The 26,063-nt window shown below is 68.3% G+C and carries 32 protein-coding genes; 1 reads left to right on the top strand and 31 read right to left on the bottom strand.

The features are described 5' to 3' along the window. Positions 1-17 precede the first annotated feature (17 nt). The 19 genes from ACQ4LY_RS14030 to ACQ4LY_RS13940 form a co-directional block, all read right to left on the bottom strand. The gene (locus ACQ4LY_RS14030; protein ID WP_431072430.1) at positions 18-815 is read right to left on the bottom strand and encodes a sigma-70 family RNA polymerase sigma factor; all 798 of its coding nucleotides are present in this window, start codon (positions 813-815) and stop codon (positions 18-20) included. 177 nt (positions 816-992) lie between these two features. Further along, entirely contained in the window at positions 993-1,307 is a 315-nt protein-coding gene (locus ACQ4LY_RS14025) for an HU family DNA-binding protein (RefSeq protein ID WP_056307433.1), read from the bottom strand. 219 nt (positions 1,308-1,526) lie between these two features. Then, a complete protein-coding gene (locus ACQ4LY_RS14020) occupies positions 1,527-2,063 on the bottom strand; it encodes a hypothetical protein (RefSeq protein WP_431072428.1) in 537 nt (178 codons plus the stop codon). Positions 2,064-2,135: 72 nt separating this feature from the next. Beyond that, the gene (locus tag ACQ4LY_RS14015) at positions 2,136-2,531 is read right to left on the bottom strand and encodes a flagellar assembly protein FliW (RefSeq protein WP_431072426.1); all 396 of its coding nucleotides are present in this window, start codon (positions 2,529-2,531) and stop codon (positions 2,136-2,138) included. After that, complete coding sequence (flgL, locus tag ACQ4LY_RS14010) at positions 2,528-3,415, bottom strand: flagellar hook-associated protein FlgL (protein ID WP_431072424.1); 888 nt, start codon at positions 3,413-3,415, stop codon at positions 2,528-2,530. Before flgL ends, ACQ4LY_RS14015 begins: the two co-directional genes overlap by 4 nt. A gap of 17 nt (positions 3,416-3,432) precedes the next feature. Continuing rightward, a complete protein-coding gene (gene flgK / locus ACQ4LY_RS14005; RefSeq protein ID WP_431072422.1) occupies positions 3,433-4,839 on the bottom strand; it encodes a flagellar hook-associated protein FlgK in 1,407 nt (468 codons plus the stop codon). Between the two features lie 6 nt (positions 4,840-4,845). Beyond that, positions 4,846-5,328, bottom strand: a complete 483-nt coding sequence (flgN, locus tag ACQ4LY_RS14000; protein WP_431072420.1) for a flagellar export chaperone FlgN — start codon at positions 5,326-5,328, stop codon at positions 4,846-4,848. Positions 5,329-5,447: 119 nt separating this feature from the next. Continuing rightward, positions 5,448-5,696: a carbon storage regulator CsrA gene (gene csrA / locus ACQ4LY_RS13995; protein ID WP_431072418.1), complete on the bottom strand. Its 249-nt coding sequence runs from the start codon at positions 5,694-5,696 to the stop codon at positions 5,448-5,450. An 89-nt stretch (positions 5,697-5,785) separates the two neighbouring features. Further along, a complete protein-coding gene (locus tag ACQ4LY_RS13990; RefSeq protein WP_056307420.1) occupies positions 5,786-7,852 on the bottom strand; it encodes a flagellar biosynthesis protein FlhA in 2,067 nt (688 codons plus the stop codon). 45 nt (positions 7,853-7,897) lie between these two features. Beyond that, entirely contained in the window at positions 7,898-9,001 is a 1,104-nt protein-coding gene (locus tag ACQ4LY_RS13985) for an EscU/YscU/HrcU family type III secretion system export apparatus switch protein (protein WP_431072416.1), read from the bottom strand. Further along, on the bottom strand, positions 8,998-9,759 hold the full coding sequence (locus ACQ4LY_RS13980; protein ID WP_056307416.1) for a flagellar biosynthetic protein FliR: 762 nt from the start codon (positions 9,757-9,759) through the stop codon (positions 8,998-9,000). The genes ACQ4LY_RS13985 and ACQ4LY_RS13980 overlap by 4 nt, the downstream gene beginning before the upstream one ends. After that, positions 9,759-10,034 (bottom strand): flagellar biosynthesis protein FliQ, encoded by a 276-nt coding sequence (gene fliQ / locus ACQ4LY_RS13975; protein WP_056307414.1) that lies wholly within the window; start codon positions 10,032-10,034, stop codon positions 9,759-9,761. The genes ACQ4LY_RS13980 and fliQ overlap by 1 nt, the downstream gene beginning before the upstream one ends. Beyond that, positions 10,034-10,804, bottom strand: coding sequence for a flagellar type III secretion system pore protein FliP (fliP, locus tag ACQ4LY_RS13970; RefSeq protein WP_431075688.1), 771 nt, complete (start codon positions 10,802-10,804; stop codon positions 10,034-10,036). The genes fliQ and fliP overlap by 1 nt, the downstream gene beginning before the upstream one ends. A gap of 200 nt (positions 10,805-11,004) precedes the next feature. Continuing rightward, the gene (locus ACQ4LY_RS13965) at positions 11,005-11,430 is read right to left on the bottom strand and encodes a flagellar biosynthetic protein FliO (RefSeq protein ID WP_431072413.1); all 426 of its coding nucleotides are present in this window, start codon (positions 11,428-11,430) and stop codon (positions 11,005-11,007) included. A 3-nt stretch (positions 11,431-11,433) separates the two neighbouring features. Then, positions 11,434-12,093 carry a FliM/FliN family flagellar motor switch protein gene (locus tag ACQ4LY_RS13960; RefSeq protein WP_431072411.1) on the bottom strand — a complete coding sequence of 220 codons (660 nt, stop codon included), beginning with the start codon at positions 12,091-12,093 and terminating at the stop codon, positions 11,434-11,436. After that, on the bottom strand, positions 12,093-12,986 hold the full coding sequence (locus ACQ4LY_RS13955; protein WP_431072409.1) for a flagellar motor switch protein FliM: 894 nt from the start codon (positions 12,984-12,986) through the stop codon (positions 12,093-12,095). The genes ACQ4LY_RS13960 and ACQ4LY_RS13955 overlap by 1 nt, the downstream gene beginning before the upstream one ends. A gap of 33 nt (positions 12,987-13,019) precedes the next feature. Continuing rightward, the gene (locus ACQ4LY_RS13950; RefSeq protein WP_431072407.1) at positions 13,020-13,832 is read right to left on the bottom strand and encodes an OmpA/MotB family protein; all 813 of its coding nucleotides are present in this window, start codon (positions 13,830-13,832) and stop codon (positions 13,020-13,022) included. After that, entirely contained in the window at positions 13,829-14,629 is an 801-nt protein-coding gene (locus ACQ4LY_RS13945) for a motility protein A (RefSeq protein ID WP_056517384.1), read from the bottom strand. The genes ACQ4LY_RS13950 and ACQ4LY_RS13945 overlap by 4 nt, the downstream gene beginning before the upstream one ends. A 2-nt stretch (positions 14,630-14,631) precedes the next feature. Next, positions 14,632-14,847, bottom strand: a complete 216-nt coding sequence (locus ACQ4LY_RS13940; protein ID WP_056307401.1) for a flagellar FlbD family protein — start codon at positions 14,845-14,847, stop codon at positions 14,632-14,634. Positions 14,848-15,188: 341 nt separating this feature from the next. Here ACQ4LY_RS13940 and ACQ4LY_RS13935 point away from each other — a divergent pair, with 341 nt between their 5' ends. Beyond that, positions 15,189-16,238, top strand: a complete 1,050-nt coding sequence (locus ACQ4LY_RS13935; RefSeq protein ID WP_431072405.1) for a Fic family protein — start codon at positions 15,189-15,191, stop codon at positions 16,236-16,238. 109 nt (positions 16,239-16,347) lie between these two features. Here ACQ4LY_RS13935 and ACQ4LY_RS13930 read toward each other — a convergent pair whose 3' ends face one another. The 12 genes from ACQ4LY_RS13930 to ACQ4LY_RS13875 form a co-directional block, all read right to left on the bottom strand. Further along, the gene (locus ACQ4LY_RS13930; protein WP_431072404.1) at positions 16,348-17,514 is read right to left on the bottom strand and encodes a flagellar hook protein FlgE; all 1,167 of its coding nucleotides are present in this window, start codon (positions 17,512-17,514) and stop codon (positions 16,348-16,350) included. Positions 17,515-17,544: 30 nt separating this feature from the next. Beyond that, on the bottom strand, positions 17,545-17,994 hold the full coding sequence (locus tag ACQ4LY_RS13925) for a flagellar hook capping FlgD N-terminal domain-containing protein (protein ID WP_431072402.1): 450 nt from the start codon (positions 17,992-17,994) through the stop codon (positions 17,545-17,547). A gap of 12 nt (positions 17,995-18,006) precedes the next feature. Then, positions 18,007-19,338 (bottom strand): hypothetical protein, encoded by a 1,332-nt coding sequence (locus tag ACQ4LY_RS13920; RefSeq protein WP_431072400.1) that lies wholly within the window; start codon positions 19,336-19,338, stop codon positions 18,007-18,009. Next, entirely contained in the window at positions 19,335-19,679 is a 345-nt protein-coding gene (locus tag ACQ4LY_RS13915) for a hypothetical protein (RefSeq protein ID WP_431072398.1), read from the bottom strand. Before ACQ4LY_RS13915 ends, ACQ4LY_RS13920 begins: the two co-directional genes overlap by 4 nt. After that, positions 19,676-20,107, bottom strand: a complete 432-nt coding sequence (locus ACQ4LY_RS13910; protein WP_431072396.1) for a hypothetical protein — start codon at positions 20,105-20,107, stop codon at positions 19,676-19,678. Before ACQ4LY_RS13910 ends, ACQ4LY_RS13915 begins: the two co-directional genes overlap by 4 nt. Beyond that, complete coding sequence (locus tag ACQ4LY_RS13905) at positions 20,104-21,435, bottom strand: FliI/YscN family ATPase (RefSeq protein WP_431072394.1); 1,332 nt, start codon at positions 21,433-21,435, stop codon at positions 20,104-20,106. Before ACQ4LY_RS13905 ends, ACQ4LY_RS13910 begins: the two co-directional genes overlap by 4 nt. Beyond that, positions 21,432-22,073: a FliH/SctL family protein gene (locus ACQ4LY_RS13900; RefSeq protein ID WP_431072392.1), complete on the bottom strand. Its 642-nt coding sequence runs from the start codon at positions 22,071-22,073 to the stop codon at positions 21,432-21,434. Before ACQ4LY_RS13900 ends, ACQ4LY_RS13905 begins: the two co-directional genes overlap by 4 nt. Before the next feature lie 133 nt (positions 22,074-22,206). Further along, positions 22,207-23,289: a flagellar motor switch protein FliG gene (gene fliG / locus ACQ4LY_RS13895; protein WP_431072390.1), complete on the bottom strand. Its 1,083-nt coding sequence runs from the start codon at positions 23,287-23,289 to the stop codon at positions 22,207-22,209. Beyond that, entirely contained in the window at positions 23,286-24,926 is a 1,641-nt protein-coding gene (gene fliF, locus ACQ4LY_RS13890) for a flagellar basal-body MS-ring/collar protein FliF (protein WP_431072388.1), read from the bottom strand. Before fliF ends, fliG begins: the two co-directional genes overlap by 4 nt. Then, the gene (fliE, locus tag ACQ4LY_RS13885; RefSeq protein ID WP_431072386.1) at positions 24,926-25,246 is read right to left on the bottom strand and encodes a flagellar hook-basal body complex protein FliE; all 321 of its coding nucleotides are present in this window, start codon (positions 25,244-25,246) and stop codon (positions 24,926-24,928) included. The genes fliF and fliE overlap by 1 nt, the downstream gene beginning before the upstream one ends. Beyond that, positions 25,246-25,638 carry a flagellar basal body rod protein FlgC gene (gene flgC, locus ACQ4LY_RS13880; RefSeq protein ID WP_431072384.1) on the bottom strand — a complete coding sequence of 131 codons (393 nt, stop codon included), beginning with the start codon at positions 25,636-25,638 and terminating at the stop codon, positions 25,246-25,248. Before flgC ends, fliE begins: the two co-directional genes overlap by 1 nt. After that, complete coding sequence (locus tag ACQ4LY_RS13875; protein ID WP_431072382.1) at positions 25,635-25,982, bottom strand: flagellar basal body rod protein FlgB; 348 nt, start codon at positions 25,980-25,982, stop codon at positions 25,635-25,637. The genes flgC and ACQ4LY_RS13875 overlap by 4 nt, the downstream gene beginning before the upstream one ends. Positions 25,983-26,063: the final 81 nt, after the last annotated feature.

The raw sequence follows: 26,063 nt of genomic DNA, 5'->3' as shown, positions 1-26,063 counted from the left end.
TCGCGCGGCGCGGGCGGTCAGGCGCCGACGGCGTGCGACAGGATCGCCCGCGTGAAACGCTGACCTCCGCTCGCGAGCCGCTCGAAATACGCCTCGAGCGCCGACGCGGAGGAGCGTGACGTCGGCGCGGTCTCGCCGAGAGGCGCATCGGCGTAGTGACGGTCAAGGGCATCACGGAGCATCCGCACCGCCTCGGCGCGCTGCTGCGACACGGCGGCATGCGAGACGCCGAACTCGTCCGCCAGCTCCTTCACGCTGCGGTCCTCGAAATAGATCGCGCGGATGATCTCGCGCTTGCGCTCCGGGAGCGCGTCGACGGCTCGCCGGAGGAACTGGTCACGCTCGGATGCGATCGCCTGCTCCTCGGGGAGATATCCGGTCCAGACGATCTCGGGCGCATCCGGGGCGTCGAGGCTCAGGAGCATACGCTCGGCATCGGCCAGTCCCTCGCGCACGGATCCCGTGTCCACCCCCATGGCCGCCGCGATCTCCGCGACGGTGGGAGTGCGCCCGAGAGCCGCCGACAGCGTCTGGCGCACCTTCGTCGTCTCCCTCGCGCGCACGCGGATGTCGCGCGGGGCCCAGTCCATCGACCGCAGCTCGTCTTTCAGCGCCCAGTTGACGCGCCCGCGTGCGAAGGCGCCGAACGGGACACCGAGAGTCGCATCGAACTTCTCCGCCGCGCGGACGAGCGCGAACGCACCGGCCGAGGCGAGGTCATCACGAGAGACCTGGGTGAGGCGGGACGCCACAAATGCCGTCGCCGCACCGACGATGTGCAGGTGGTCGACCACGAGCTGGTTCCGTGCGCGCATCGGCATCGAATTCCGTCTCTTCCACTGTAAGAGCAAGCCCTCCCCAGCGACTCACAGCGAGGCCCCTCCCCAGCGGCCAGAACTACATTCAACTACATGCTAGGGGCGCGATGGGCAAGAAAGATCCCCGAAGGCCGAAACCTTCGGGGATTCTCGTTTACGTTCAGATAACGATGGCTAGTCGTTCACCTTCACGCGTCGGTTCACTTCTCGCGTCGCGGAGAACTTCAACACCGTGTAGTCATTGACCTCAGCGTCTCCTTCGTCCTTCGCGAACTGCACGCGATGCCCCTTGTGCGTCTGCGGGTAGAACTTGCCGAAGTTGGTGAGAGTCACCGTGTTCCCCCGGCCGACCAGGTCGAGCAGCTCGTCGATCATGGCGTTGTACGCCGTCTGCGCGGCCGGGACCGAGATGCCCCCTCGTCGCGCGAATCGCTGCACGAACTCGCGCTTGCTGACCCTGTTCGTCTCGAGCGTCCTTGATGTGCTCATGTCGTCTTCCGTCCCATGGAATGTCGCCCGTCACCGGGCTTCTTGCGCTGTACCCCTACCAGCCGCATCCGCGGCGCGCGCAGGTTTCCCATCTCCTGCGACGACGCCGGGATCTGCCAGTACCCCAGCCTGTGCTCTCAGAGCCTAAAGGCTCTTCCTTGGTATATGCGGTGAATCTCGGTTTTCTTTGCTTTTGCGACGATCACCGCTCTCCCTCGGCTATCCGCGCGAGAGTGCAGCACCCTCCGGCTCGCTCACGAGCGTACGCGCAGCATCGCGGGCCCGCCGCGCAGCCGCCACCGAGTCGGTGATCTGCGCGCGGATGTCGCGACCGTCCGCATCCTCCCCGACAGACAGCTCAGTGGGTGCCAGCGTCCTCGTGTTCACGACGACCTCTCCGCTGTTGATGAGCAGGTCCGCCCTGACACCGAATGCTCTGCCGACCACCTCCCCCGACGCATCGGTCAGGTCGGTGACGTTGTCGGCCGCCGCCTGCTCGATCGACGCCAGCTGCAGCGGTGTGTACCGTGTCGAGTTCGCGAAGCCCGTCGTCGAGCTCGCACCCTTCTTCGACACGAGCGCGAGACTCGTCTGCCCGGGAGCCCTGCGATCGCCCGGGTGCACCCGAGCGTCGAGGTAGTGCGCGGTGACCACGCCCTCGGCGTCGGACGCGACGCGGCCGTGAAAGGCCATCACCACGAGGTTCACCGCCTGGGTCGCCCCGGCACCATGGATCTTGGATCGCAGATCGACCACGTCATCTCTCCTGTGCGTTCTGGTCGGCGGCTCGTCGTGGCACGCCGATCACTGGGTGTTCGCGCTGCGGTCTCAGTCGCCGAGGAGCGCGCGGATCGGGTACGCCTGGTCGTCCAGGATGACCTGCGCGGCCCGACCTGTCTCGCGGTGCACCAGGACCGGCGCTCGGAGATTGATGTAGACCCCGTCGTCGGCGGGATTAGCCACCACGAAGACGCGGATCTCCGAGTCGTCGGCGGCGCCGAGCTCGGACAGCACATCGGCCGGCAGAGCAGGTGCATACCCGTAGTCGCCCGAGAGCGGATCCAGGAGGAACAGTCGCACGTCGGCATCCGCGGCACGCAACGCATACAGCCCTTGCGCGCCGGCGATCTGATCGAGCGTGAACGCCCTATACGGGCTCAGGCCGTGCATCGGAGTGGTGAACTCGACGGCGGAGCCCGTCGTCTCAATGGTCGTCGCGGTCATCGGATGAACTCCAGGAGGTTGGTCTGCAGCGATTTCGCGGTCACCTGCAGCGCGGATTGGAACACGAGCTCGGCCGACTGCAGCCGCACGAGAACCTCGAGGCTGTCCACGTTCTCCACCTCGGCGCGTCGCGCTTCGAGGTCGATCGATGTCGCGAGGTTCTGAGACGAGGCCCGCTCGAGCTGCACCTGGCGTGCGCCGGTCGCGCCCCTGGCCGCGATGACGTCCTTCAGACGTCCGTCGATGTCGGCGAGGCGGGGGCCGACCTCCCCACCACCGCGCAGTTCGGCAGCGATGTCGTTGAGCAGCGCGAACGCGCTGTTCGCCCCGTCGCCGAACGCCTGCGAGCCGTCGAAGTCGACGCGGACCGTCTCGTTATCGCTGATGCGCCGCTGCACTCCGGCTCCCGGACTGCCATTGAAGGTGAAGGTCCCCGGATCGAACGCCGCGCCCGAATCGCTGGTGCCGGCGAAGACGCTGCGACCGAGGACGGTGGTGTTCGCCTTCGCCAGCAGCTCGGCACTGATCGACTCCAGTTCCTGCGCGATGGACTCGCGAGCCGTCGGGCTGAGCGCACCCGAGTTCGCGCCCTGCGCGGTGAGGTCCCTGGCACGGTTGAGCAGGTCGGCGCTCGCTCCGAGAGCGGTGTCCACCGTGGTGACCCACGCCATCCCGTCGCTGAGATTGCGCGCGAACTGCGCGACTCGCGACTGGTCGCCGTGCACGCCGAGCGCCGTCGCGGCCGCGGCCGGATCCTCGCTCGGCGAGCGGAAGGCGCGCTGCGAGGCGGCCTGGTTCTGCAGCCTCTCGCGATCCGCGAGGTTCGTCTGCAATGTCCGCAGCGACTGCTGCGTCATGGTGTTGCTCGTGATGCGACCGATCATGATGGCTCTCCCCAGAGTCAGCGGCCGACGAGGCCGGTGCGGTTGATCAGAAGGTCCAGCGCCTCGTCCACGGCAGTGAGCACGCGAGCCGCTGCCTGGTAGGCGGTCTGGTAGGTCAGGAGGTTGATCGTCTCCTCGTCGCCGTCTACCGAGGCGTTCGACTGCTGGGCGGTGACGGCGGCCACGGCACCCATGTCGGCGATATCGGCGCGCTGTACGTCACCCGCGACCGCGACCGCGAAGCCCGTGACGAAGCTCGACCACGTCTTGCTCGGTCCCGTCGCGGATGCACCCAGAGCACTGATGCGGTCGGCGATCGTGGTGTCCTTCGCGCCCGCGCCAGGCGCGGCGAGAGCGAGGTCGTCGAGGCCTGTGGGAACCACGCCCAGCCCGAGGGCTGCGGGTCCGGTGCCGCTCATCGAGAAGAAGTCCCCGCCTGCGGCGCCCGACGGGGTGACACCCGTACGGTGGACGTCGTTCACGGCGGTCGCGAGAGCGGTGGCTGTCTCGTTGTACGCCGCGGCGACTCCGGCAAGCGTGCCGCCGTCGGCCGCAGGAGCCAGCGCGCTGATGGTGCCGCCGACCAGCCCACCCGTGATCGTCACCGGCAGACCGGGGCGATCAGCCCACGCCACACTGACGCGTCCGGCGTCCGCGATGTCCCGTGGCCCGCTCGCGACGAGCGCGCGACTGCGGTCCGCGCTGACGAGCGCGTTCCCGTCGATGCGGAGGGTGAGGGTTCCGTCGGCTTCGACGTTGCCCTTGGCTCCGACCGCGGTCGACAGCTGCTGAGCGAGGACGTTGCGCTGATCGATCAGCTCGTTGGCGTTGCGGCCAGACTGCAGCGCGTCTCGGATCTGGCCGTTGAGGGTGGCCACCTGCCCTGCCATGGCGTTGACGTCGGCGATCTGACTGTCGACCTGACCACGCTGGTCGGCCCATTGCCCCGCGATCGACTGGTATCCGGCCGCGATCTGCCCGATGAGCACGTTCGCGTTGGTGAGCACGACCTGCGCGGCCGCCGAATCCGGGGTGTTGGTGAGGTCGGACCAACCGGCCCAGAACCGGTTCAGATTCGCGGCGAGGCCGTCCTTGGTGGGTTCGGCCATCACGGCCTCCGCCTGACCGGCGGCCGTCGCCCTCGCCGCCCAGAACCCGGAGGTGGACAGAGCGTCGCGCACCCGGGCGTCGAGGATGTCATCCCCGAGCCGGGCGATGCCGGTGACGCTGACACCGCCGCCGATGCCGAGCCCGGACGGCCACAGTCCGGTCTGGCCCGGGGCCGAGATCGGAACCTGGTCGACTCGCTGACGGGTGTAGCCGGGGGTGGTCTGATTGGCGATGTTCTGCCCGGTGACGGTCATCCCCGCGCGGGCGGCGGAGAGAGCGGATTCGGCGAGACGGAGCCCTGCGAACGAAGACACGGCGCCTCACAGCCTCGTGTCGAGGAGTCGGGCGTCACCGTCTCGGACGACGCCACCCTGGGGGTCGTACTCGCCGGTGGGCACGCCGAGCCCGGCGATGGTCTCCTGCGTGACCCGGATGGCTGTGCGCAGACGCTGCTCGTTGACCTTCTTCATGTCGCCGATCTCGTCGGCGAGGGCGGTCATGGCGTCCAGGTGGCCGGAGAGCACCTCGCGCCATGCATCGGTCGGTGCGGCGTCGATCAGCTCGCGAAGCGTCGTCGCCTCGGGCACTCCCCATTCGTCCGCCACGGAGATGACGAGCGTGTCACGCGAGAGTGCGACCGTCGGCATCGCCGCGAGCACGCGCTCGATCTCGTTCGCCGCATGATGGATCCAGCGGTTGCGCCCGGTCGCCAGCAGCATCTGCTGTTCGTCGAGCTTGAAGAGCAGCACCTCCAGCAGATCGCGCTCTCGCATCAGTTGCATGCTCAGGTCGTGAGCGGCCACGATTCGTCACCTCGTCATGTCACGGTTTCCGTGACGGGATCGCCCGTCACATCCACGACTATCGCGACAACCCCCTGCGCAGTAACTCCGAGCGTGAGGGAGAACGGCGAGAGGACGGGTCAGGACGCGGTGCCGGCGCGCCCGAGCGCGCCCAACAGCTGCGACTCGGCGGAGTCGCCCGACGACGCCTGGAGGGCTTCCTGGTTCGCGTCGCTCACCGCGATGACGATCTCGGCGCGGTTGATGCGCTTGTCGCGCGGGGCGTCGATGCCGACGCGGACTCCGCTCGGCGTCACCGCCAGGATCGTCACGGTGATGTCATCACCGATCACGATGCTCTCGTTGGCGCGTCTCGTGAGTACCAGCATGCGTCGTCTGCCTTCCATGGCGTGAGCGCCCGTGCGCCCTCTGCTCACAAACGTATCGCACTCGGCTCGTAAATGAGCAGATTCTGGTGCTACACAGCGGCACTCGGCAGAGCGGACTGTGTCATCCGGACCACCCCGACCACATCGGTGGCGAGTCCTCCTGCTGCAGCCTCGTCGTACGAGAGCACGGGGAGTCCACTCACCTGCGACGAGACCATCCGGCGCACGGCCTGGCGCAGCGACGGCGCGCAGACGAGCACCGGTTCCGGCCCGACCTGTTCGAGCTCGGCGACCGTTCGGCGCACGTTCTCGAGCACGTGCATCGTCGCCTCCGGCGTCAGCACGATCTGCGGGTTCCCGTCGATCACGCGCATCCCCTCGAGCATCTGCTGCTCGAGCATCGGCTCGAACATCACCACACGGATGCGTCCGTCTTCGGCGAATCGTGCGGCGATCGCGGGACCCAGAGCCGCTCGTGCCGCATCGATCAGGCCCGCCGTCTCGGTCGATGTCTTTCCGCGCAGAGCGAGAGCCTCATAGATGCGGGCGAGGTCGTTGATCGGCACCCTCTCGGCCAGAAGGCCTGCGAGGACCCGCTGGATGCCGGCGAGCGACAGCACGGCCGGCGTCAGCTCTTCGACCGTCGCAGGGCTCGACTGCTTGAGATGCTCGGTCAGCTGACGCACGTCCTCGAGCGAGAGCAGTCGGTCGGCCTGGCTCTGCACGATGTCGGAGAGGTGGGTGATGATGACGCTCGCGCGGTCGATCACCGTGGCGCCGGCCATGTCGGCGGCGTGCGACATCTCGGCGGGCACCCATTTGCCCTCGAGACCGAAGACCGGATCGACGACCGCGGACCCCGGCAGCTGCTCCAGCCCCGTGCCGATCGCGAGCACGTGACCCCGCGGCACGGATCCGCGGCCCGCTTCGACCCCTGCGATCAGGATCGAGTAGGTCTGAGCAGGCAGGTCGATGTTGTCTCTCGTGCGCACCGGCGGCATCAGGATGCCGATGTCGAGGGCGAGCTTTCGCCGCAGCGACTTCACTCGAGTGAGCAGGTCACCCGCTCCCCCGGAGGCCAGATCGACGATGTCGGGCGAAAGCGAGATCTCGAGGGCGTGCACGCGCATCCGGTCCATCAGCTCTTCGGGCCCCTCGACGCCAGCCTCGACGGCCTCCTGCTGCAGCGCGTCGGCTTCGAGCGCGGCGTCGCGATCCTCATTCGCCTTGACCCGGGATGCGGCGAACAGCAGTACGCAGCCGATCGCCAGGAACACCACCAGCGGCATCCCAGGGATGAACCCCATCGCGATGGCCGCGAGACCCGTGATGACCAGCGCGTTGCGAGACTGCATGAGCTGCCGGCCCGCGGCCTGCCCCATCTCGCTCTCCGCGTTCTCGCGGGTCACGATCATGCCGGTCGACACCGCCATCAGCAGCGCGGGGATCTGCGTGACCAGGCCGTCGCCGATGGTGAGGATGCTGTAGGTCTCGAGCGCGTCCCCCATCTCCATGCCGTGCTGGACCATGCCGATGATGATGCCGCCGACGAAGTTGATGACGACGATCACGATGCCCGCGATCGCGTCGCCCTTCACGAACTTCGACGCGCCGTCCATCGCGCCGTAGAAGTCGGCCTCTGCGGCCACCTCGGCCCGACGCCGACGCGCCTCGGTATCGGTGATGAGCCCGGCATTGAGGTCGGCGTCGATGGCCATCTGCTTGCCGGGCATGGCGTCGAGGGTGAAGCGCGCGCCGACCTCGGCGACACGCTCGGCACCCTTCGTCACCACGACGAACTGGATGACGGTGAGGATCAGGAAGATCACCGCACCGATCACGAGCGATCCGCTGATCGTGATCTGTCCGAACGCCTGGATCACCTGGCCTGCGTGCGCCTCGCTGAGCACGAGACGGGTGGAGGCGACGTTGAGGCCGAGGCGGAACAGGGTGGCGACCAGCAGCAGGCTCGGGAACACCGAGAAATCGAGCGGCTTCTTCACGAACATCGCAGTGAGGAGGATCAGCAGTGCGAACGAGATGTTGAGCACGATGAGGACGTCGAGCAGTCCCGTCGGGATCGGGATGATGAGCAGGAGGATGATGCCCACGACACCCACGGGCACCGCACCCTTGGACAGGATCTGACCGATCATGCGTGTTCTCTTTCTCTCTACTCGTTCAGGTGCGGATCCGGCGACTCAGAGGCCGCGATCCCTGGTGCTGTCGAAGGGCATCGTGTGAGTGCCCCGCGCCGATCCGCGACGCTTGAGGTGCTCGATGAAGGCGAGTACCTGCGCCACGGCGGTGTACAGCTCCTCGGGGATCTCGCGACCGATGTCGCATGCCGAGTGCAGGGCGCGCGCCAGCGGGATGTCGCGGACCATCGGGACACCGGCCTCCTCGGCCTTCTCGCGGATCTTCTGCGCGACGATGCCCGCGCCCTTCGCCACGACCCGCGGGGCGGACTTGCCCGGCTCGTATCGCAGCGCCACAGCCACGTGCGTGGGGTTCACCAACACGACGTCGCTGTCGCCGACCGCGGCGATCATCCGGTTGCGGCTCATCGCGAGCTGCCGCGACCGGCGCTGGGAGCGCACGAGCGGATCTCCCTCGCTCTTCTTGTGCTCGTCCTTCGCCTCGTTCCTGGTCATGTGCGTGTGCTTGCGATTGCGTCGCATGACCACGGCGACATCGATCGCCGCCAACAGGATGCCCACGGCCACGGCGACCTGCAGCAGCGCCACCGCTCCCCCGGCGGCCTGCTCGAGGAGCCAGGTGATGTTGTGGCTGCCGCTCGCCATCAGCACGGGCACGAGACCCGATACGACGATCCACAGTGCGACGCCGATGGCCGCCGTCTTGAGGAGCGCCTTCGCGCCCTCCCACAGAGCCTGCTGGCCGAACACGCGCTTGAGACCCGACACGATGTCGAACTGCTCGGTGCGCATCGTCACGCCGCGCAGGTGGATGCCGCCCTGGGCGACAGCCGTCGCCGTGGTGGCGAGCAGCACGACCACCAGCATCGGCAGCAGGATGCCGCCGAGCGAGGAGATCGCAGAACCCAGTACATCCAGTGCGGCCCCGTCTGTGGGGTTCCTCGCCACCGGGGTCACGGCCAGGAACAGCTCCGTGAGCACCTGCGTGCCCGACGAGATCGTCGGCACCATCATCACCGCGGCGGCGGCGATGCACACCCACGCGGTGAAGTCCTGGCTTCGGCCGATCTGGCCCTTCCTGCGTGCCTCCTTGAGGCGACGGTCGGTCGCCTTCTCGGTGCGCTCGCCGCTGTCGGTCTCGCTCATCTGGTCACCCCCAGCAGGAGCTTCGCCGCGTCCTCGGCGATGACCGCGACGACACTGGGAAGCGCGGCGTAGACGAAGCCCACGAGCAGCAGCGTCAGACCGATCTTGACCGGGAAGCCCATCGCGAACGCGTTCAGTGCGGGTGCGACCCGGCTGACGAGACCGAGGCCCACGTCGGCGAGGAAGAGCACGATCAGCAGGGGACCCGCGATCTGCACGGCGCTGAGCATCATCTGCCCGGCGGCTCCCACCAGCGCCTCCGCAGGCTTGCCCAGGTCGATCATCCCGGTCACCGGCACGGCATCGAACGAGCGGAACAGACCGCCGAGCACGAGCTGGTACCCGTCGGATGCGAAGAGCAGCATGATCGCGGTCATCTGGAAGAGCCGCGTGAACTGGGCGCCGTTGATGGCCATGCCCGGGTCGAACGCCTGCGCCATCTGGAAACCGCCGAACGTGTCGACCAGATGGCCGGCGCCCTGGATGGCGCTGAAGAGCACCATCACCAGGAATCCGAGCAGCGCCCCCGTGAGGGCCTGGCCTGCCAGAGCGAGCATGAATCCCCCGGTGTCGAGACGCTCGTAGCCCGCGGTCACCACCGGCGACACGGCGAGGGCGAGCCCGACGCCCAGCATCGCCCTGACCCTCATCGGGATCGTGCCGTGGCTGAACGGCGGCGCGAGCACCAGGAAGGCCGTGATGCGCACGCACGCGAGCGACGTGGCCTCGAGCCAGGTGAAGTCGATGGGGATGTTCATCAGCCGCCGTTCAGCAGCGACGGTATCCGCGCGAACATCTCGTTCGAGAAGGCGATCATCTCGGCGATCATCCAGTGCCCGCTGATCAGCAGCGCGATGCCCACGGCGACGAGCTTGGGCACGAACGAGATGGTCATCTCCTGCACCTGGGTGATCGACTGCAGCAGCGAGATCGCGAACCCGACCACGAGCGCCGTGATCAGAAGCGGGGCGCAGAGCTTCGCGCCGACGATGAGCGCCGCCTGTCCGATGTCGATGACTGCTTCCGGGTTCATCAGCCGCCCCCGTTGTAGGACTGCACGAGTGCGGTGATGACCATGCCCCAGCCGTCGATGAGCAGGAACAGCAGGATCTTGAACGGCAGCGAGATCATCACGGGCGGGAGCATCATCATTCCCATCGACATCAGCGCACTGGCGACGACCAGATCGATGACGAGGAACGGGACGAAGATGATGAACCCGATCAGGAAGGCGGCCCGCAGCTCGCTGATCATGAAGGCCGGCACGAGGGTCTGCAGCGGGATGCTGGCGGGGTCGGTCGGGTTGTCCATCTGCGCGGCCCGGTACATCAGGGCGATGTCCTCTTCACGCGTGTAGGAGAGCATCCACTCGCGCAGCGGTTCCTGCGCGAGCTCGAACGCGCGGCCGAAATCGATCTGCCCTTCCGTGAAGGGGCTGACGGCGACGGCGTTGATGTCGGTCAGCACCGGCCACATGATGAACAGGGTCAGGAAGAGACTGAGACCCGCCAGCACCTGGTTCGGGGGGATCGAGGGCAGCGAGAGCGCGTTGCGGGTGAGAGCGAGCACCACGAAGATCTTGGTGAAGCTCGACATCATGAGCAGCAGCGCAGGGGCCACGCTGAGGACCGTGATCCCGAGCAGCGTCATGATGCTGTCGGACGGCGTTCCGTTGATGCCGTTGATCGTCACCCCCTCGCCGTCACCGGTCTCCATGGGGACCAGAGCGGATGCCGCGTGCGCGCCCGTCGCGTCGAGCACCAGCAGGACGGCCGCGACACCGAGGGCTGCCGCGATCAGCATCCACGCGCGTCGCGGCAGGCGCGGCGCACGCGCGAGCGGCGTGGTGGCAGCGGCGGCGGATACGGGCACGGCGGCACTCCGAAGATGGGTGACGTGGCCGATCCGTAGCCAGGGGTTCGAGCGATCCGTGCTCTCAGCCGACTATCGCGACACGACGGCGTGCCCGTAACCGTGAAGCGGTCGCGCAGAGCCGGTCGGCGTCAGGCGACGGACTTCAGCGCCCTGTCGACGATGTCGTTCGACAGGTCGTCGGCGACCGGTGACTCGGCCACCGTCGATTCCTCCTCGACGGGAGGTGCCTCCTGGGTGTCGACGACGTTGATCCCGTGCTCGGTCACACCGAGGACGTAGCGGATGCCCCCGAACTCGGCGACCACGAGCTGCGCCTTCCCGCCGATGCCCGACCGCGCGACGACTGTGATCTTCTCGGGCCGCGACTTCGGGCCCGCCGCCGGGCGAGACGGCCTGAGCTCGGTGAGTCTCGCGAGCTTCTTCGGCATCAGCCCCGCAAGCGGGCTCACGCCCTTCGCCTGTGACTTCTGCAGTCGACGGCTGAGGAACAGCAGCAGGCCGAGCACCGCCCCCAGGGCGACGATCGCACGCAGCGCGACGAGGATGTCGTCCATGGGTCAGACGGCCTCTGCGCCGTCGAGGATGCGCTCGACGCGGATGGCGAAGTCACCCTCGGCGACCACGACGGTGCCGTGCCCGATCAGGCGACCGTTGAGCTTGATGTCGGCAGGTGATCCCGCCGCACGGTCGAGCTCGACGACACGGCCGGGTTCGAGCGACAGCACGTCGCGCACCGGCATCCGTGTGCGACCGATCTCGACCACCAGCTCCATCTCGACACCGGCGATGCGGCTCAGACGCTGCGGTCCGGATGATGCGGCGGCGGCGCGAGCTCCGTCGATCCTCACCGCGGCCCGTGCGACGACGCTGCCCGCGGCGTCGATCATGTCGAACACCTGGGTGCCGGCGTCGGTGAAGACCTCTCCGGCGTCGACCAGTTCACCGTCGCCGAGGGCGCCGCTGCCGAGCACGGCGACGGCCGCCTCGAAGATCGGATGCAGGCGATCTGCCAGGGGTGCGTCCTTCGAGCCGTCCTCGAGCTGCGACGGATCGACGACCTGGATCGCGAGGCGGGCCCCGGGGCTCCCCGCGAAGGTGACAGCGATCGCCTCACCGGAGGCGCCGGGGTCGGTCGAGGGCGCGGGGATGACGGGGTAGCCGAACGGCAGCTTGCCGGCGACAGCCGCGGCGATGGCGGTCTCGTGGAAGGTGCTCATCAGTGGGTCTCCTCAGGGGTGGTCGTGATCTTGCAGGTGAGGCGCGAGCCTCTGCTCCCAGGGGTGGCGAGGGCGATCGGGGTGCCCCCTGCCACGAGTTCGTACGGTCTGGTCTCAGGATGCGGCAGGCGCAGCAGATCGCCGGGAGCGAGGTCGAGCACCTCACCCGTGCCGATCGTGATGGGCGCAAGGCGCAGCGTGATCTCCATCGGCGTGCTGCGCAGCTGCTCCAGGGTCTGCTGCGCAGTGTGGGCGGCGCTCGCATCCGAGCCCGTCGCGGCGAGGCGGTCGACGACAGCGGATGCCGGGAGCATGACCGTCGCCGTCGTCTCGGCATCGCCCAGCCGCATCGTGTACCGCGCGACGATGACCGCGGCGGTCCCTGCGATCACCTGCATGTACTGCGGGTTGTAGTGCACGGCGCTGAACCGCGGTGCCCCGGGGAGCAGCGCGTCGAGACTCGCGTGGAGGTGCTCGAACGTGCCCTCCATCAGGTTGCGCACGAGTGCCAGCTCGATCGGGGTGAACGTCCGCGCCTCGGGCAGCGAGGTGCTGCGACCGCCCATCATCTGCACGACCCACAGGAGCGCACTGTCGAGACCGAACTGCACCACGCACGGCTCTTCGCGATCCGCGAAGGCACCCGCCACCATGGCGGTCGTGCCGGGCAGCGTATCGGCGTACTCCTCGTACGACACCAGGTCGACGGACTCGAGCGTCAGGTGGGCGCGCACGCGGATCTTCGCCGTCAGCTGCGACGACCAGAGGCGCGCGAACGACTCGAATGCCGCCTCCAGGTGCCGCGTGCTCTCGCGTCCGAGCTGGGCGGGGCGGCCGAAATCGTACGCGGGGTAGCGCATGGCCGGGTCATCGAGCACGGCGGGTGCGGTCATGGGGGTCTCCTCGACGGTGGTGTTCACGGGTGCTCAGCTCGCCCCTGCGGCGGCCGCGAGGGCCGGGATCAGCGCTCGCACCTGCTCTTCCTCGGTGGACTCGACGACGATGTCGACGCGCCTGTTGCTGGCCAGGGCCTGCGGACTGTCGCCCTGCACGATGGGGCGCGTGTCAGAGAACGCGGTCGCCTTCACCCGCGGCCCACCGACGCCCTCGTGCTCGACGAGGAATCGCGCCACCTGCGTGGCGCGTCCGCCCGAAAGCTCCCAGTTGGTCGCGAACGGGGCGGCCGACACCCGGTGGTCGGCGTGCCCTTCGACACTGACCTGGTTGTCGACCGTGACCAGCACGTCGCCGATCGCGTTGAGCACGGCATCCGCCTTCGCCGAGAGCTCGGTGCTGTTGTCGGCGAAGAACGTCTCAGCGCCCACCAGCCCGACCTGCAGCCCGCGGTCGTCGATGACGAACGAGACGGTGTCCTGGAGCCCCTGGGCGGCCAGCGCGGCGCTCATGCGATCACGCAGATCTTCCAGCGACTCGTACTCGGCCGCGGCGCGGGCGGCGAGGTCGACCACGCCGTCGTCATCCTGCAGCTCGGGCGGGACGATCAGTCCCTCAGCGCTGTCGGCTCCGCCCTCGGTGCTCTCCTGGCCGAATCCCGTCGCGAGACTGTTGGCGAGCAGTTCGAACTTCGTCTTGTCGACGTTCGAGACTGCGAACAGCACGATGAACAGGCACATCAGTACCGTCACCATGTCGGCATACGACACGGCCCAGCGCTCATCCGGCTCGTCGTGCGAGTCGTCCTCATGCCCGCGGCCACGCGCGCGGCGGGCCGGGCTCACAGGATGTCCTCCACGGAAGACTCCTGCTCCCGCTTCTGCTTCTTGGCTTTCGGCTTGACGCTCGACAGCGCCTCGAGGCGCTCCTGCAGCAGGTGCGGTGCGCTTCCCGCCTGGATGGCCAGCATGCCCTCGGACACGAGCGTCATCCGCTCGAGCTCGACCGCACCGATGCGATTGAGTCGACCGGCGATCGGGTTCCAGATGAAGTTGGCCGACAGCAGACCCCACAGCGTGGCCACGAACGCGGCGGCGATCATGGGGCCGAGGTGGTCGGGCTCGTCGAGCTTCTCGAGCACGTGGGTGAGCGAGACGACCGTGCCGACGATGCCGATGGTCGGCGCGTAGCCTCCCAGAGAACCGAAGAACTTCGAGGCGACTCGGTTGCGAGACGAGGTGGCCGCGATCTCGTCGTCCATCACCATCTGCAGATCCTCGGCATCCGTGCCGTCAGCGAGCGCCTGCAGCGCCTGGCGGGTGAACGCGTCCGGGGCACCGTCGAGCTCCTGCTCGAGCGCGAGGAGGCCCTCGCCACGTGCCTTCTCGGCGTAGCCGACCAGGAACGGGATCACCGCCTCCGGAGTCATCTTCGGCCCGCGCACCATGCGCCCGAGGCTCTTCACCGCGAGGATGGTGTCGCGCAGCGTATGGCTCGCGATTCCCACGCCGATGGTGGAGCCGAGCACCAGGATCATCGGGGCGGGGATGAGCAGCGCCTCGAAGCTCGCGCCCTCCATCGTGATCATCGCGACGAGGGCGCCGAACGCCAGGATGACGCCGATGATGAACGCGGGATCCATTGTCACGCCCCCGTCTGCGGGGTCAGCGCGTGGGCCGCGCCGAGGACGCGTGCCCGGTACGCGACGATCAGGTCGATCACGGCGTCCAGCGTCTCCTCGATCACGTAGACCTTGCCGTCGACCATGTGCAGAGTCGTGTCCGGCGACGAGTGGATGCGCTCGATCAGGTCGGGGTTCACCGCGAACCGGGTGCGGTCGAGGCGGGTGACGATGATCATCGCAGGGTCTCCGGGCTTCGGACGAGAGGGGGAAGTCTGCCCCGACTATCGCGACGCGGCCCGCCCCCGGTAACCAGGGGCGGGCCGCGTCCCTCGACGGTGCCGTAGACGAGCACGCCGCATCTATTCGTGTTTAGCGGGCCTAAACCTTAGTAAGAAGTGCGATGATCGGTGTTGTGAACACTGAATCCCCCGTGCCCGCGCCGACGTGGCCTGCACATGGCTTCGAGACGCTGGCTTGGCATCAGCGCACGCGGGGCGGTACGCGCGCTGATCGGACGATGGCATCGATCGACGCCTCGATCCCTCCAATGATCGGGGAGCTCGAATTCGTTCCCCCCATGTCGACTCTCGTCCTGTCGGAGCAATCGCTCCTCGCCGTCGCGCAGGCCGACACCGACGCCGAAGGACATTCCGCGGCGCTGAGCCGTTTCATGATGCACACCGAATCAGTGGCCTCGTCGAAGATCGAGCGAATCACGGCGACCGCCACCGACTACGCCAGGGCGCTGGCCGGAAATCGGTCGAACGCCTCGGCTACGAGCATGGTCGCCGCGAGCACAGCGCTGCACAGTCTCGTCTCGGGAGTCGCTGAACGCGGTCGATTCGGGCTCGATGATCTTCTGGACGCCCATCGTGCCCTGATGCAGGACGACCCGCTCGAACGGACCTATGCGGGTCGCCTCCGCGACACGCAGAACTGGATCGGCGGAAGCGACCACTCGCCGCGCGATGCACTGCACGTCCCACCGGCGCCTGAACGCGTTCCCGCGCTGATGGATGACCTGATCGTCTACCTCAACAGAGATGACATCCCCGTGATGGTCCAGGCCGCGATCGCACATGCGCAGTTCGAATCCATTCACGCGTTCACCGACGGCAACGGACGCATCGGCCGAGCACTCGTATCGGCGGCGCTGCACCGTCGCGGGGTCACCCGCAACGCCGTGGTCCCTCTCGCGAGCGGGCTTCTCGCAAGACGCGATGACTACTTCGCAGCCCTCGGTGCCTACCGGCGCGGCGATCCCACGCCTCTCATCGATCTCTTCGCAAGGTCGGTGCGCGCCGCTGCCCTGTGCTCACGTGAGTCCATCGCCCGCATCAAGGCGCTGCCTGCAGAGTGGGATGCCGAGCTCCGCCCGCGCGCCGGATCCGCTGTCGCCGCGTTGATCCCCGCGTTCTACGACCATCCCGTGATGTCGGCAGCCGAGATAGATCGACGTTCGGGATCTTCTGAACAGCAGACCTACAGGGCTATAGCTCAGCTTGCGGACAGGGGCTTCATCCAGGAGATCACCGGCCGCAAGCGAGACCGTGTCTGGGTGGCCGCGGAGCTTCTCGCCGAGTTGGACGACCTCGATCGGCGAATCCAGGCCGAGATGCTCCCCTGACGTCTCCGCTCGCGACGGCCCGGCGACGCCGTTTCCGAAGGCCCCCGCACGCGGCGGGGAGCCTGCCGGAAACGGCGTCGAGCACGGAGTTTCTGAATGCTCGTCGAAGTCAGCGCTTCAGCTGGGTGAGCTCCTGCAGGACCTCGTCGCTCGTGGTGATGATGCGCGCGTTGGCCTGGAAGCCGCGCTGCGCGACGATGAGGTTGGTGAACTCCTGCGAGAGATCCACGTTGCTCATCTCCAGCGCGCCAGACACCAGATTGCCGAAACCTGCCTGCCCCGGCTCTCCCATGCGCGCGGCTCCTGAGTTCACGGAGACCCGGTATGCCGTGCCTCCGGCCTTCTCGAGTCCCTCGGGATTCGCGAAGGTCGCCATCGCGATCTTTCCGAGCGTCTGGGTGGCGCCGTTGCTGAACGTGCCGACGATCGATCCGTCACCCGTGATGCTGTATGACTTCAGCGAGCCTGCCGCCGAGCCGTTCTGCTCCGAGACGGCGACGGTCGACATGCTGGCGTACCCGGTGACCGCACCGAGGTCGACGCTCACGGCGCCGGCCGCCAGCGTGAGACCGGCTCCTGCCTGCTTGCCGTCGGTGAACGTCAGCGAACCGGTCGCTCCGCTCACGGGCTCGGTGACATCCCAACCGGTCGCGGTCTTCGTGAACGTCAGGCTCAGCGTCGACGGGGTGCCCTGTGCGTCGTACACGGTCACGTCGCGGACGAGTTCGTCACCGTCGGCTGCGGTCGAGGGGAGGTTGCCGGTGACGGTGGCGCCGGTCGTCGCCTTCGCCGGTGAGACCGCGTCGAGCGGCAGCACGATGTTCCCCGTCGCCTGACCGGTGTTGACGACGCCGTTCTGCGCCGACCAGCCCTGGACGACGGCGCCGTCGGCGGTGACCATCTTGCCCGTGGGGTCGAACGAGAAGCCGCCTGCACGGGTGTACAGCGTCTCTCCGCCCGAACGGACGGCGAAGAAGCCGTCACCCGAGATCATCAGGTCTCCCCCGCGTCCGGTGGCCTGCGCCGAACCCTGCGCGAAGTTGGTGCGCACTCCGGCGACCTGCACACCGAGGCCGACCTGCGCGGGGTTGCGGCCGCCGACCTCGTCGTCGGGGATGCCCGGATTGCCGATGAGCTGAGACAGCGAGTCCTGGAACAGCACGGACGACCCCTTGAAGCCCGCCGTGTTGACGTTGGCGATGTTGTTGCCGGTCACGTCGAGCATGGTCTGGTGCGAGCGGAGTCCGGAGATGCCGGAGTAGAGCGAGCGAAGCATGTGATTCTCTCTTCCTGGGTGAGACGGAGGTCAGGCTGCGGCCGGGTTCGGCACGACAGGGGTGGTCGGGGAGGTGACGCCGGTGATGGCGTCGAGGGCGACGGTCTTGTCGCCGATGGTCACCTGCGGGATCGGGCCGTCGAACGACACCTTGGTGACGACGCCCGAGAGGGTCTTGCCGTCGGCATCCTTGTAGCTCGCCTCCTGGCCGATGAGCGCGCTCGCGGCCTGACGCATGTTCAGGGCGAAGGCCTCGGCGCCGTTGTCGGCGAGGGCGGTGAGCTGTTCCATCATGGCCAGCTGGGTGGTCTGCGAGATCATCTCGTTGGTGTCCATCGGACTCGACGGATCCTGGTGGGTGAGCTGGGTCACCAGGAGCTTGAGGAAGACCTCGCCGTCCAGCACCTGCTTGCGCGCGGCGGGGTCGGTCGTGCCTCCTGTGTAGATCGAGCTCGGAGCGCTCACTGCGTCGACGGTCATGGGGTCGTCCTCTCAGGCGAAGATGTCGAGGCCCGCGCCGACGCCGGCGTGGGATGTGGTGGTCTGGATGAGGTGGGGAAGGTCGGGGCCTCGCTCGGCATCGGGGCGCTGTTCCGAACGTCCGCGATGAGCATCGCGGTCGCCGCTGCCCTGGTCTCCGGCGGCGCCCGCGCCTTGGCCGTTGCGGTCGCCGTTCGCATCAGTCGCGGAGCTCTGAGTGACGCTCAGCGTGGCGTGCGGCATCACTGCGGCCAGGTCCCGGCGCAGATCGACGAGGATGCCGCGCAGGGCATCGCGTCCGGCATCAGTGGCACCGCTGAGCTCGACCTGCACCTCACCGCTCGCGCTGATGTGCGCACGCACGGTGACCGGTCCGAGGCTTTCGGGGTTCACCGTCATGGTGAGGTGATGGGTGCCCATCGGTCGCTGTGCGACACTCACGACCACCGGCGAGACCTGGGTGGCGACGGCGCGGTTCGCGGGCGCTGCCTCCGGAGCAGGCGCCGGGGGCGCGGAGGTCACGGAGGTCTGGGGCGGAGCGACGGGTGCGGTGCTCGGGGCGGGCTGGCTCGGCGGTACGCGCTCAACGGACTCGATCCGCGCGGAGGTCTCGGTCGACGGCGCGTTGGTCGCCGACGCGTTGTTCCCGGCTCCGGCGACCCCGGAGGACGCCACCGCGACGTCAGGAGAGGGAGCCGGAGCATGCCGCTCAGCGGACGCGCCCGGGGGCTGCGCTCCGGGCGAGGGCTGCGCCCCGGGTGCGTCGGGGGCTGACGTGGAGGATGCGAGTGCCGGAGCAGAGGATGCGGCGTCGCCGTCGGTACCGCCGACCGGCACGGCAACGGCCCCGGCGGTCGGGGTTGCGGCCACGGCTGCGACTGCGGCTGCGACTGCGACTACGGCTGCGGGTACGGGCTCGCCCTCCGCCTGCACCGAGACGAGCGACTGCTCCGTTGCCGGCGCCGTGGACACCTCGACGCCCGCGACCGCTGCGAGCAGCGAATCGTCGGAGCCTTCCTCGGGCTCATCCGAGTCCACCGTCGACTGTGCGCCCGGCTCGACGGGACGCAGCTGGGCCGTGAGCTGGAGCAGGGCCGTGGATGCGGCATCCCCCTCGAGCGAGGTGTCAGATGCAGCATCCGGCCGTCCGTCGCCTGGAGCCGCGTCGCTCTGCCCCTCGACACCCGGAGACGTCGCGGATTCGGCTTCGGCACCGACGAGCGTCTGCCCTGCGGCGGTCAGCGCTTCTCCGAACAGCGATCCGGAGTCTCCGGCGGTGCGCCCTGCGGCGTCACCGTCGGTCGGGGCGCCGAGCGAGACCGCGAACAGGCTCACCGCGGTCATCCGAGCATCTCGATGAGCTTCTGCATCGACGCCGCAGATCCGGCCGAGCCCGATGTGTTCGCAGAGAACAGCGTCTGCAGAGCGGAGACGAGCTCGGCGTTCTCGGCACTCGTCGTGACATCCTTCGCAGCACCCGCCACAGATGCGGGGGTCGTCGTCTCGGAGGACGCGACCGCCTTCGCCGCTTCGAGCACGCCGGAGAACGTCGCCGCGTTCGCTGCACTGGTCTCCGCGGTCGACTCGGTCGCGGTCGCGGGCGCCGCCCGAGCCGCGGGGTCGAGGGAGACGATCTGGCTCTCGATCGCGTCGACGCGCGCGATCACGGACGCGAGGCCGCTCATGCTGCGCTCCCCTCTCGGCGTGAGGCCGAGGTGCGCACCACGGCGATCTCGTCGAGAGCCGTCTGCTCAGCGGCAAGGTCCGCCTTGGCGGATTCGACCCGGTGCGTGCTCTCGAGGCGCTCGAGACCCTTGAGCTCGCGGCGGGCATCGACGTGGGCGGACTTCGCCTCGGTCTCGGCGTCTCGCCTCATGTCGACGAGTGCCTGCAGGTCGCTGAGGGTGCTGCGACCGGCGGCTCTGGCAGCGGCCATGGCCATCAGCGCTCGGGGGTCGTCGATCTGCGCGCTGATGTCGGCGAGGCTCGAGACCGCGTTCTGCTCTGCGGCCTCGGCCTGCGCTCGCTCGGCACTCGCGCGGGAGAGCCGCTCGGCGGCGACACGCTCCTGGGCGCCGCGCACCCGGAGAAGACCGGCCAGGGGGAAGGTCATGGGGTGAGTCCTCCGAAATCGGTGGTGAGGGCGGCGAGCTGCCGCCAGGAATCGTCGGATGCCGTGAGATCGTCCATCCGCTGCATGAGGAAGCGCGAGATTGCGGCTTCATGCGTGAGCGCGGCATCCACCAGCGGATTCGCCCCCGGCCGATAGGCGCCGATGTCGATCAGGTCGTTGGCGCTGCGGCGGGCGGCCAGCACGCTCCGCAGCGTCACGGCGTCCTGACGCTGCTCGGCGGTGGTGATCTTCGAGACGACGCGCGAGACGGAACCCAGCACGTCGACGGCAGGGAAGTGTCCGCGGATGGCCAGCGCTCGATCGAGCACGACGTGACCGTCGAGGATTCCCCTCGCGGCATCCGCGATCGGTTCGTTGTGGTCGTCACCGTCGACGAGAACCGTGTAGAGACCCGTGATCGATCCGACCTGCCCAGTTCCTGCGCGCTCCAGCAGTCGGGCGAGAACCGAGAACGTCGACGGCGGGTAGCCGCGTGTCGCGGGTGGTTCACCTGCGCTCAGGCCGATCTCGCGCTGAGCCATCGCGACACGGGTCAGCGAATCCATCATGAGCACGACGTCGAGCCCGTCGTCCCGGAAACCCTCGGCGATGCGCGTCGCGACGAACGCGGACCGCAGTCGAGCCATGGCCGGCTGGTCTGACGTCGCCACCACCACGACCGAGCGGGCGAGTCCTGCAGTGCCCAGATCGTCTTCGAGGAACTCCCGCACCTCGCGGCCGCGCTCGCCCACGAGAGCGATGACGTTGACGTCTGCGGTCGAGCCGCGGGCGATCATCGACATGAGCGACGACTTTCCCACACCGGAACCGGCGAAGAGTCCGAGTCGCTGTCCTGTGCCCACCGGCGTCATGGTGTCGAGCACCCGCACGCCCAGGCCGAGCTGGCTGTCGATGCGCTGACGATCCATGATGCTCGGAGCGTCATGGTCGAGCGAGACGAGAGTCGTCGTCCGCTCGAGCGGCCCCTTGCCGTCGATGGGGCGACCGAGACCGTCCAGCACGCGCCCAAGCAGAGCGCGACCGGTCGGTACCTGCAGCGGTGCTCCTCCGTGGCGCACGCGGGCGCGGGCCGTGATGCCGTCGAGGCGGCCGAGCGGCATGCATCGTGCAGAAGCGCCGTCGACGGCGACGATCTCCGCATCGACCGATCGGCCGTGCGCCGCATCGATGCGGATGCGGTCGCCCACGGCAGCATCGATGCCGAGCACCTCGACGCCGAGCCCTCGCACGGCCTTCACCGTGCCTGAGCGTTCGGGCTCTGCGGCGTCGAGGACCCGCTGCCATGACCTCGTCGTGGTGGTGGTCACACGATCACCTCGTCACCGAGCTCATCAGCGCCGCGATGTGCTGCCGCAGCGCGGGCGAGGGCCTCCGTGATCCTCGTGTCGACCGCGCCGTGCTCGATCTCGACGATCGCGCCTCCCGGGTCCACCGCGTGGGAGCCGACGATGTCGATCCCCCGCAACGGATCGATCGACGGAGGATCCGACTGGAGCGTCTGCACGTCCTGCTCGCTGAACGACACGCGAGTCCATCGGTCGAGTGGCATCTCCGCGATCGCGCGTCGCACCGCGTGTGCTGCCGATCGTGCCGGATCCGAGAGCTCGGCCCCGAGGATGGTCGTGGCGAGCTCCACGGCGAGCTCTTCGATCCGATCCGCCGTGAGCAGGCTCACCTCGTCGATCCGGTGGTTCAGGAGTGCCTGCGCGGCTTCCAGCGCCCGCAACGCGGAGCCTCGCTCATGCAGGTACAGCTCTTGCAGCTCCTGCATACGCTGCTGATGCGCGTGCTGCGCCAGCTCTGCCTCGTCGAGCGCGAGTCGGCGTCCCTCCGCGAACCCGTCCGCGTATCCGCGAGTCCGTGCACGATCGGCCTCGCTGCGAATGTCGATCGGCGTCTCGCCCACGCGCGGCACCACCAGGGGTGTGAAGGCGGAATCGAGCACGGTGGACACCTCGGGATCAGATGACGAGGCCTGTCCGTGGCCCGAAGGGCGAGCTATCCGTGCTCTCTGCCGACTATCGCGACAGTGCTTCGCGGCGGTAACCAGGTGCGCTGAATCGCTCGGGGCCGCGCGATCACTCGATGAGCTCATCCTCGTCCTCGCGAGAGATCGTGATCTCCTCCGCGGCCTCGAGCTCACGGATGATGCGCACGATCTCGGCGCGGGCCTCGTCGACCTGGCGCATCCGCACAGGACCGAGCACACGCGTCTCCTCCGCCAGGTTCTCCTGGTTGCGCTCGGTCATGTTGCCCTTCACCTTGTCGGTGATCTGCTCGTCCGCACCCTTCAGCGCCAGGGCGAGCATGCGCAGGTCGATGCCGCGCAGCACCCGCTGAGCGTCACGATCCTCGAGGCGGGCGATGTCGGCGAACGTCACCATGCGGCTGCGGATGTCCTCGGCCAGTGCCAGATCCCGCCCCTCCAGGCTCGCGAGCAGGGACTTCTCGAGGGCGGTGTCCGAGCGGTTGATGATCTCGACCAGCGGCTGCACCCCCCCGATCGACTCGTGGTTGTCGCGCATGGCGAACACGCCGGTACGCGAACGCAGCGAGTCCGCCACGATCGAGATCGCCTCCTGCGTGGCCGTGCCCATCGTGGCGATCGCCTGGGCGACGTCGGTGCGCAGCGGATCCTGCAGAGCCGCGAGCACGGCCGCCGCCCGATCGGCCCGGAGGTTCGCGAGGACCACCGCGACCGTCGTCGGGAGCTCCCCCTCGATGACCGTCGCGAGCTGCGCCGGGTCGGCGGCGTTCAGGAAGTCGAACGAGACCGACCCCTGCGACATCACTCGTCCGACCATTCCCACAGCCTTCTCGCGCCCGAAGGCGGTCTCGAGCAGGCCTGTGGCGAGCTCCTGTCCGCCGCGAGACGGCACCGCCCCGCCGATGGCGATGCGTCGGAACTCGCTGAGTGCGCGCGCGGTCGAGGCGACGTCCACTCCGCCGAGTTGCGTCAGCTCAGCGGCCAGCATTTCGGAGCGCTCCTCACCGAGATGACGCAGCACATCCGCACTGGCTGCGCGGTCCATGTTCATCAGGACGATCGCGGCCTTGCGCAGTCCGCTCATCTCCTGAACCGGGACGGTGACTGTGTCGGCGGCGGTCGAGACCTCGACCGTGTCGGCCTGGGCGTCCAGCACATCGGTCAGCAGGCTCATACCCTCGCCTCATCCATCAGCTCGGCCAGGGCGCTGGCGATCGAGTCAGGCTCGCGCTTGGCGAGGTCGTCGATCTCGCGCCGCCGACGCTCGACGAGAACCTTGTCTGGCTCCGGCTCGTCGTCGAGGTCCACCGTCGCCGACGGGAGCAGGTTCGTCGGTGCCGTCGGAGCGATCGCATCGGCATCCTTCAGACCACGAAGCGACTTGAGCTTCTGCTCCTCGCTCTCGGTCACGGTGGCGAAGTACTCGATCGGCCCCTCGTCGGTGTACAGCACCCGTCGCTTCATCCGACGGCGCACGACCAGGAAGACGATCAGGATGATCACCGCGAGGAGTATCGAGCCGCCGATGATCGCCGACTTCAGCAGCTCCTGCTGGAACTGCGAGTCGCGCTCGGCCTCCGCAGCCGCGAGAGCGGTCTGCGCAGCCGTCGCTCCCGACTCGTTGAACTCGACGAACTCGACCGCGATCTCGTCGCCGCGCTCGACGTCGATCCCGGCGGCCGATGCGACGAGGGACTCGATCTGGTTCGCCGTCACACCCGTGACGGTTCCGCGGTTCAGCGCGATGCTGACCGTCTGCCTCGTGACCTCGCCGGCCGGGGTGATCGTCTTCTCGGTCGACTTGTTGACGGCGTTGCTGCGCGAGGTCTCCTCGAACTCGTAGGCGCCGTTCCCGTCCGCGCCGTTGGGTACCGCGATGTTGTCGGGGCCGAGCACGCCGGTGCCGCCGCCCTGACCGCCGGTGTACGTCTCGGTCTTGGTCTGCTCGGACGCGCTCAGATCTCCCTCGGGTGCGGAATAGGTCTCATCCATGCGCTCAGAGGTCGAGTTCGCGACGTCGGCCGACACCGTGACCGTGGCGTTGCCCGCGCCGACGATCGTCTCGAGCATCTTGCTGACGGATGCAGCGACCTTCGCCTCGTGCTCGGTGGCCTGCTTCGACGAGGAGCCCGTGAGCCCCGTCCCCACAGCCGACAGCACCCTGCCGTCCTGATCGGTGACCGCCACGTCTTCGGGCGTCATGCCCGGCACCGCGGCACTGGTGAGGTGCACGATCGCCTCGATCTTCTCATCGCTGAGAGTCGCCCCGCTGCGGGTCTTCACGAAGACCGATGCCGTCGGGCTCTGCCGCTCCGACACGAAGACGCTCTCTTCGGGGATCGCCAGCTGCACGGATGCGGTGGAGATTCCCTCCATCGCGCCGATGGTGCCGGCCAGCTCCCCCTCGATCGCCCGCTTGTAGGTGACCGACTGCTGGAACTCGCTCGCGGTCACGCCCATCTTGTCGAGCAGCGTGTACCCCTCACTGGTGTCGCCGGGAAGACCGGCGGATGCCGCAGCGAGCCGCTGCGCGTAGACCTGATCGTCCGGGACGAGGATGGTCGCGCCGCCCTCGGTGAGCTCATAGCCGACGCCGGCGGACTTCAGCTGCTCGACGACGGCCGAGGCATCGCCCGCGCTCAGGCCGGTGAACAGAGGGCTCATCTGCGGCTTGGTCAGCCACGACCCCAGCGCGATCGCTCCCATGACGAGCAGCGCGACGCCGATGATGGCGATCGTGCGCTGAGCGAGCGAGAATCCTCCTACGACCTGCTTCGCGCGGTCGTAGTATCCCGTGAGCATCTTCGGCATCAGGCCTGCATCCTCATGATCTCGTTGAACGCCGACACGCTGCGGTCACGGACGGCGACCACGAGGTCGAGTGTCACCGACGCCCGGGTGGAGGCGATCATCGCCTGGTGGATGTCCTGCAGATCGCCTGTGACGGCCTGCACGGCCAGTTCGTTCGATGTCGATTGCAGCTGCTGCAGGTTCTCGACGGCACCCGTGAGGGAGGTCGCGAAGGCACCCGCCGCCGACGACGCGCCCGCGACCTCGGGACCGGTCTCGAAGCTGAGGGGTGCGAGCGGGGTGACGCCTGCGGCTGAGACCGCCTCGACGGCGCCGCTCATCAGTTGCGTCCGATCTGCAGCGCGGCCTCGTAGGTCGTCTTGGCGCGATCCACGACGGCTGCGTTCGCCTCGTACCCGCGCTGCGCGAGGATGAGCATGCTCATCTGGTCTCCGAGCTCGACATTGGGGTACTGCACGTATCCGTCCTCGTTCGCGTACGGGTGCTCGGGGTCGTAGACGAGCTTGCCCTCGGCCTCCGACTCGACGACGCCCGCGACATAGACGCCGGGGCTGTCGGTGCCCGCCTGCACCGTGACGAACTTCTCGCGGAAGGCCTCCTGGCCTGCGGGGGTCGCGGTGTTGACGTTGGCGATGTTGTCGCTGAGCGCATCGAGCCACTTGCGGTGCGCTGTCAGGCCCGTGCCGGCGATGCCGATGGCGTCGAACGTCATGCGGAGGCCTGCCCGATCGCCTTCGTGATCGATGCGGCTTGGCCGCCGATCGCCTGACTGGCGAACTGGAAGCGCAGCACCGTGTCGATGTTCGACAGCGTCTCGGTGTCGAGATTGACGTTGTTGCCGTTCAGTCTGGTCGGCTCGAGCGACCGCTCGACGGTGGCGGCGACCGTGCCGGATCCGTTCTCGACAGCGGATCGCAGCTCGTCCTCGAACTGGACGCGCTTGGACTGATAGTCGGGGGTGTTGATGTTGGCGATGTTCTCGGCGATCGAGCGTTGGCGCAACGCCAGCCCGTCGAGAGCGCTGATCAGCGCGGAAGAGGTGACGGATTCGAGCACGGGGGCACTCCGGATGTTGGTGGAGAGGCCGATCCCTGGCCAATCGTCGAGCGATCCGTGCTCTGTGTGGACTATCGCGAC

The organism is Microbacterium phyllosphaerae (genome assembly GCF_050628115.1).
Lineage (GTDB): Bacteria > Actinomycetota > Actinomycetes > Actinomycetales > Microbacteriaceae > Microbacterium > Microbacterium phyllosphaerae_A.
This window is presented reverse-complemented; position numbering and strand designations above follow the sequence as displayed.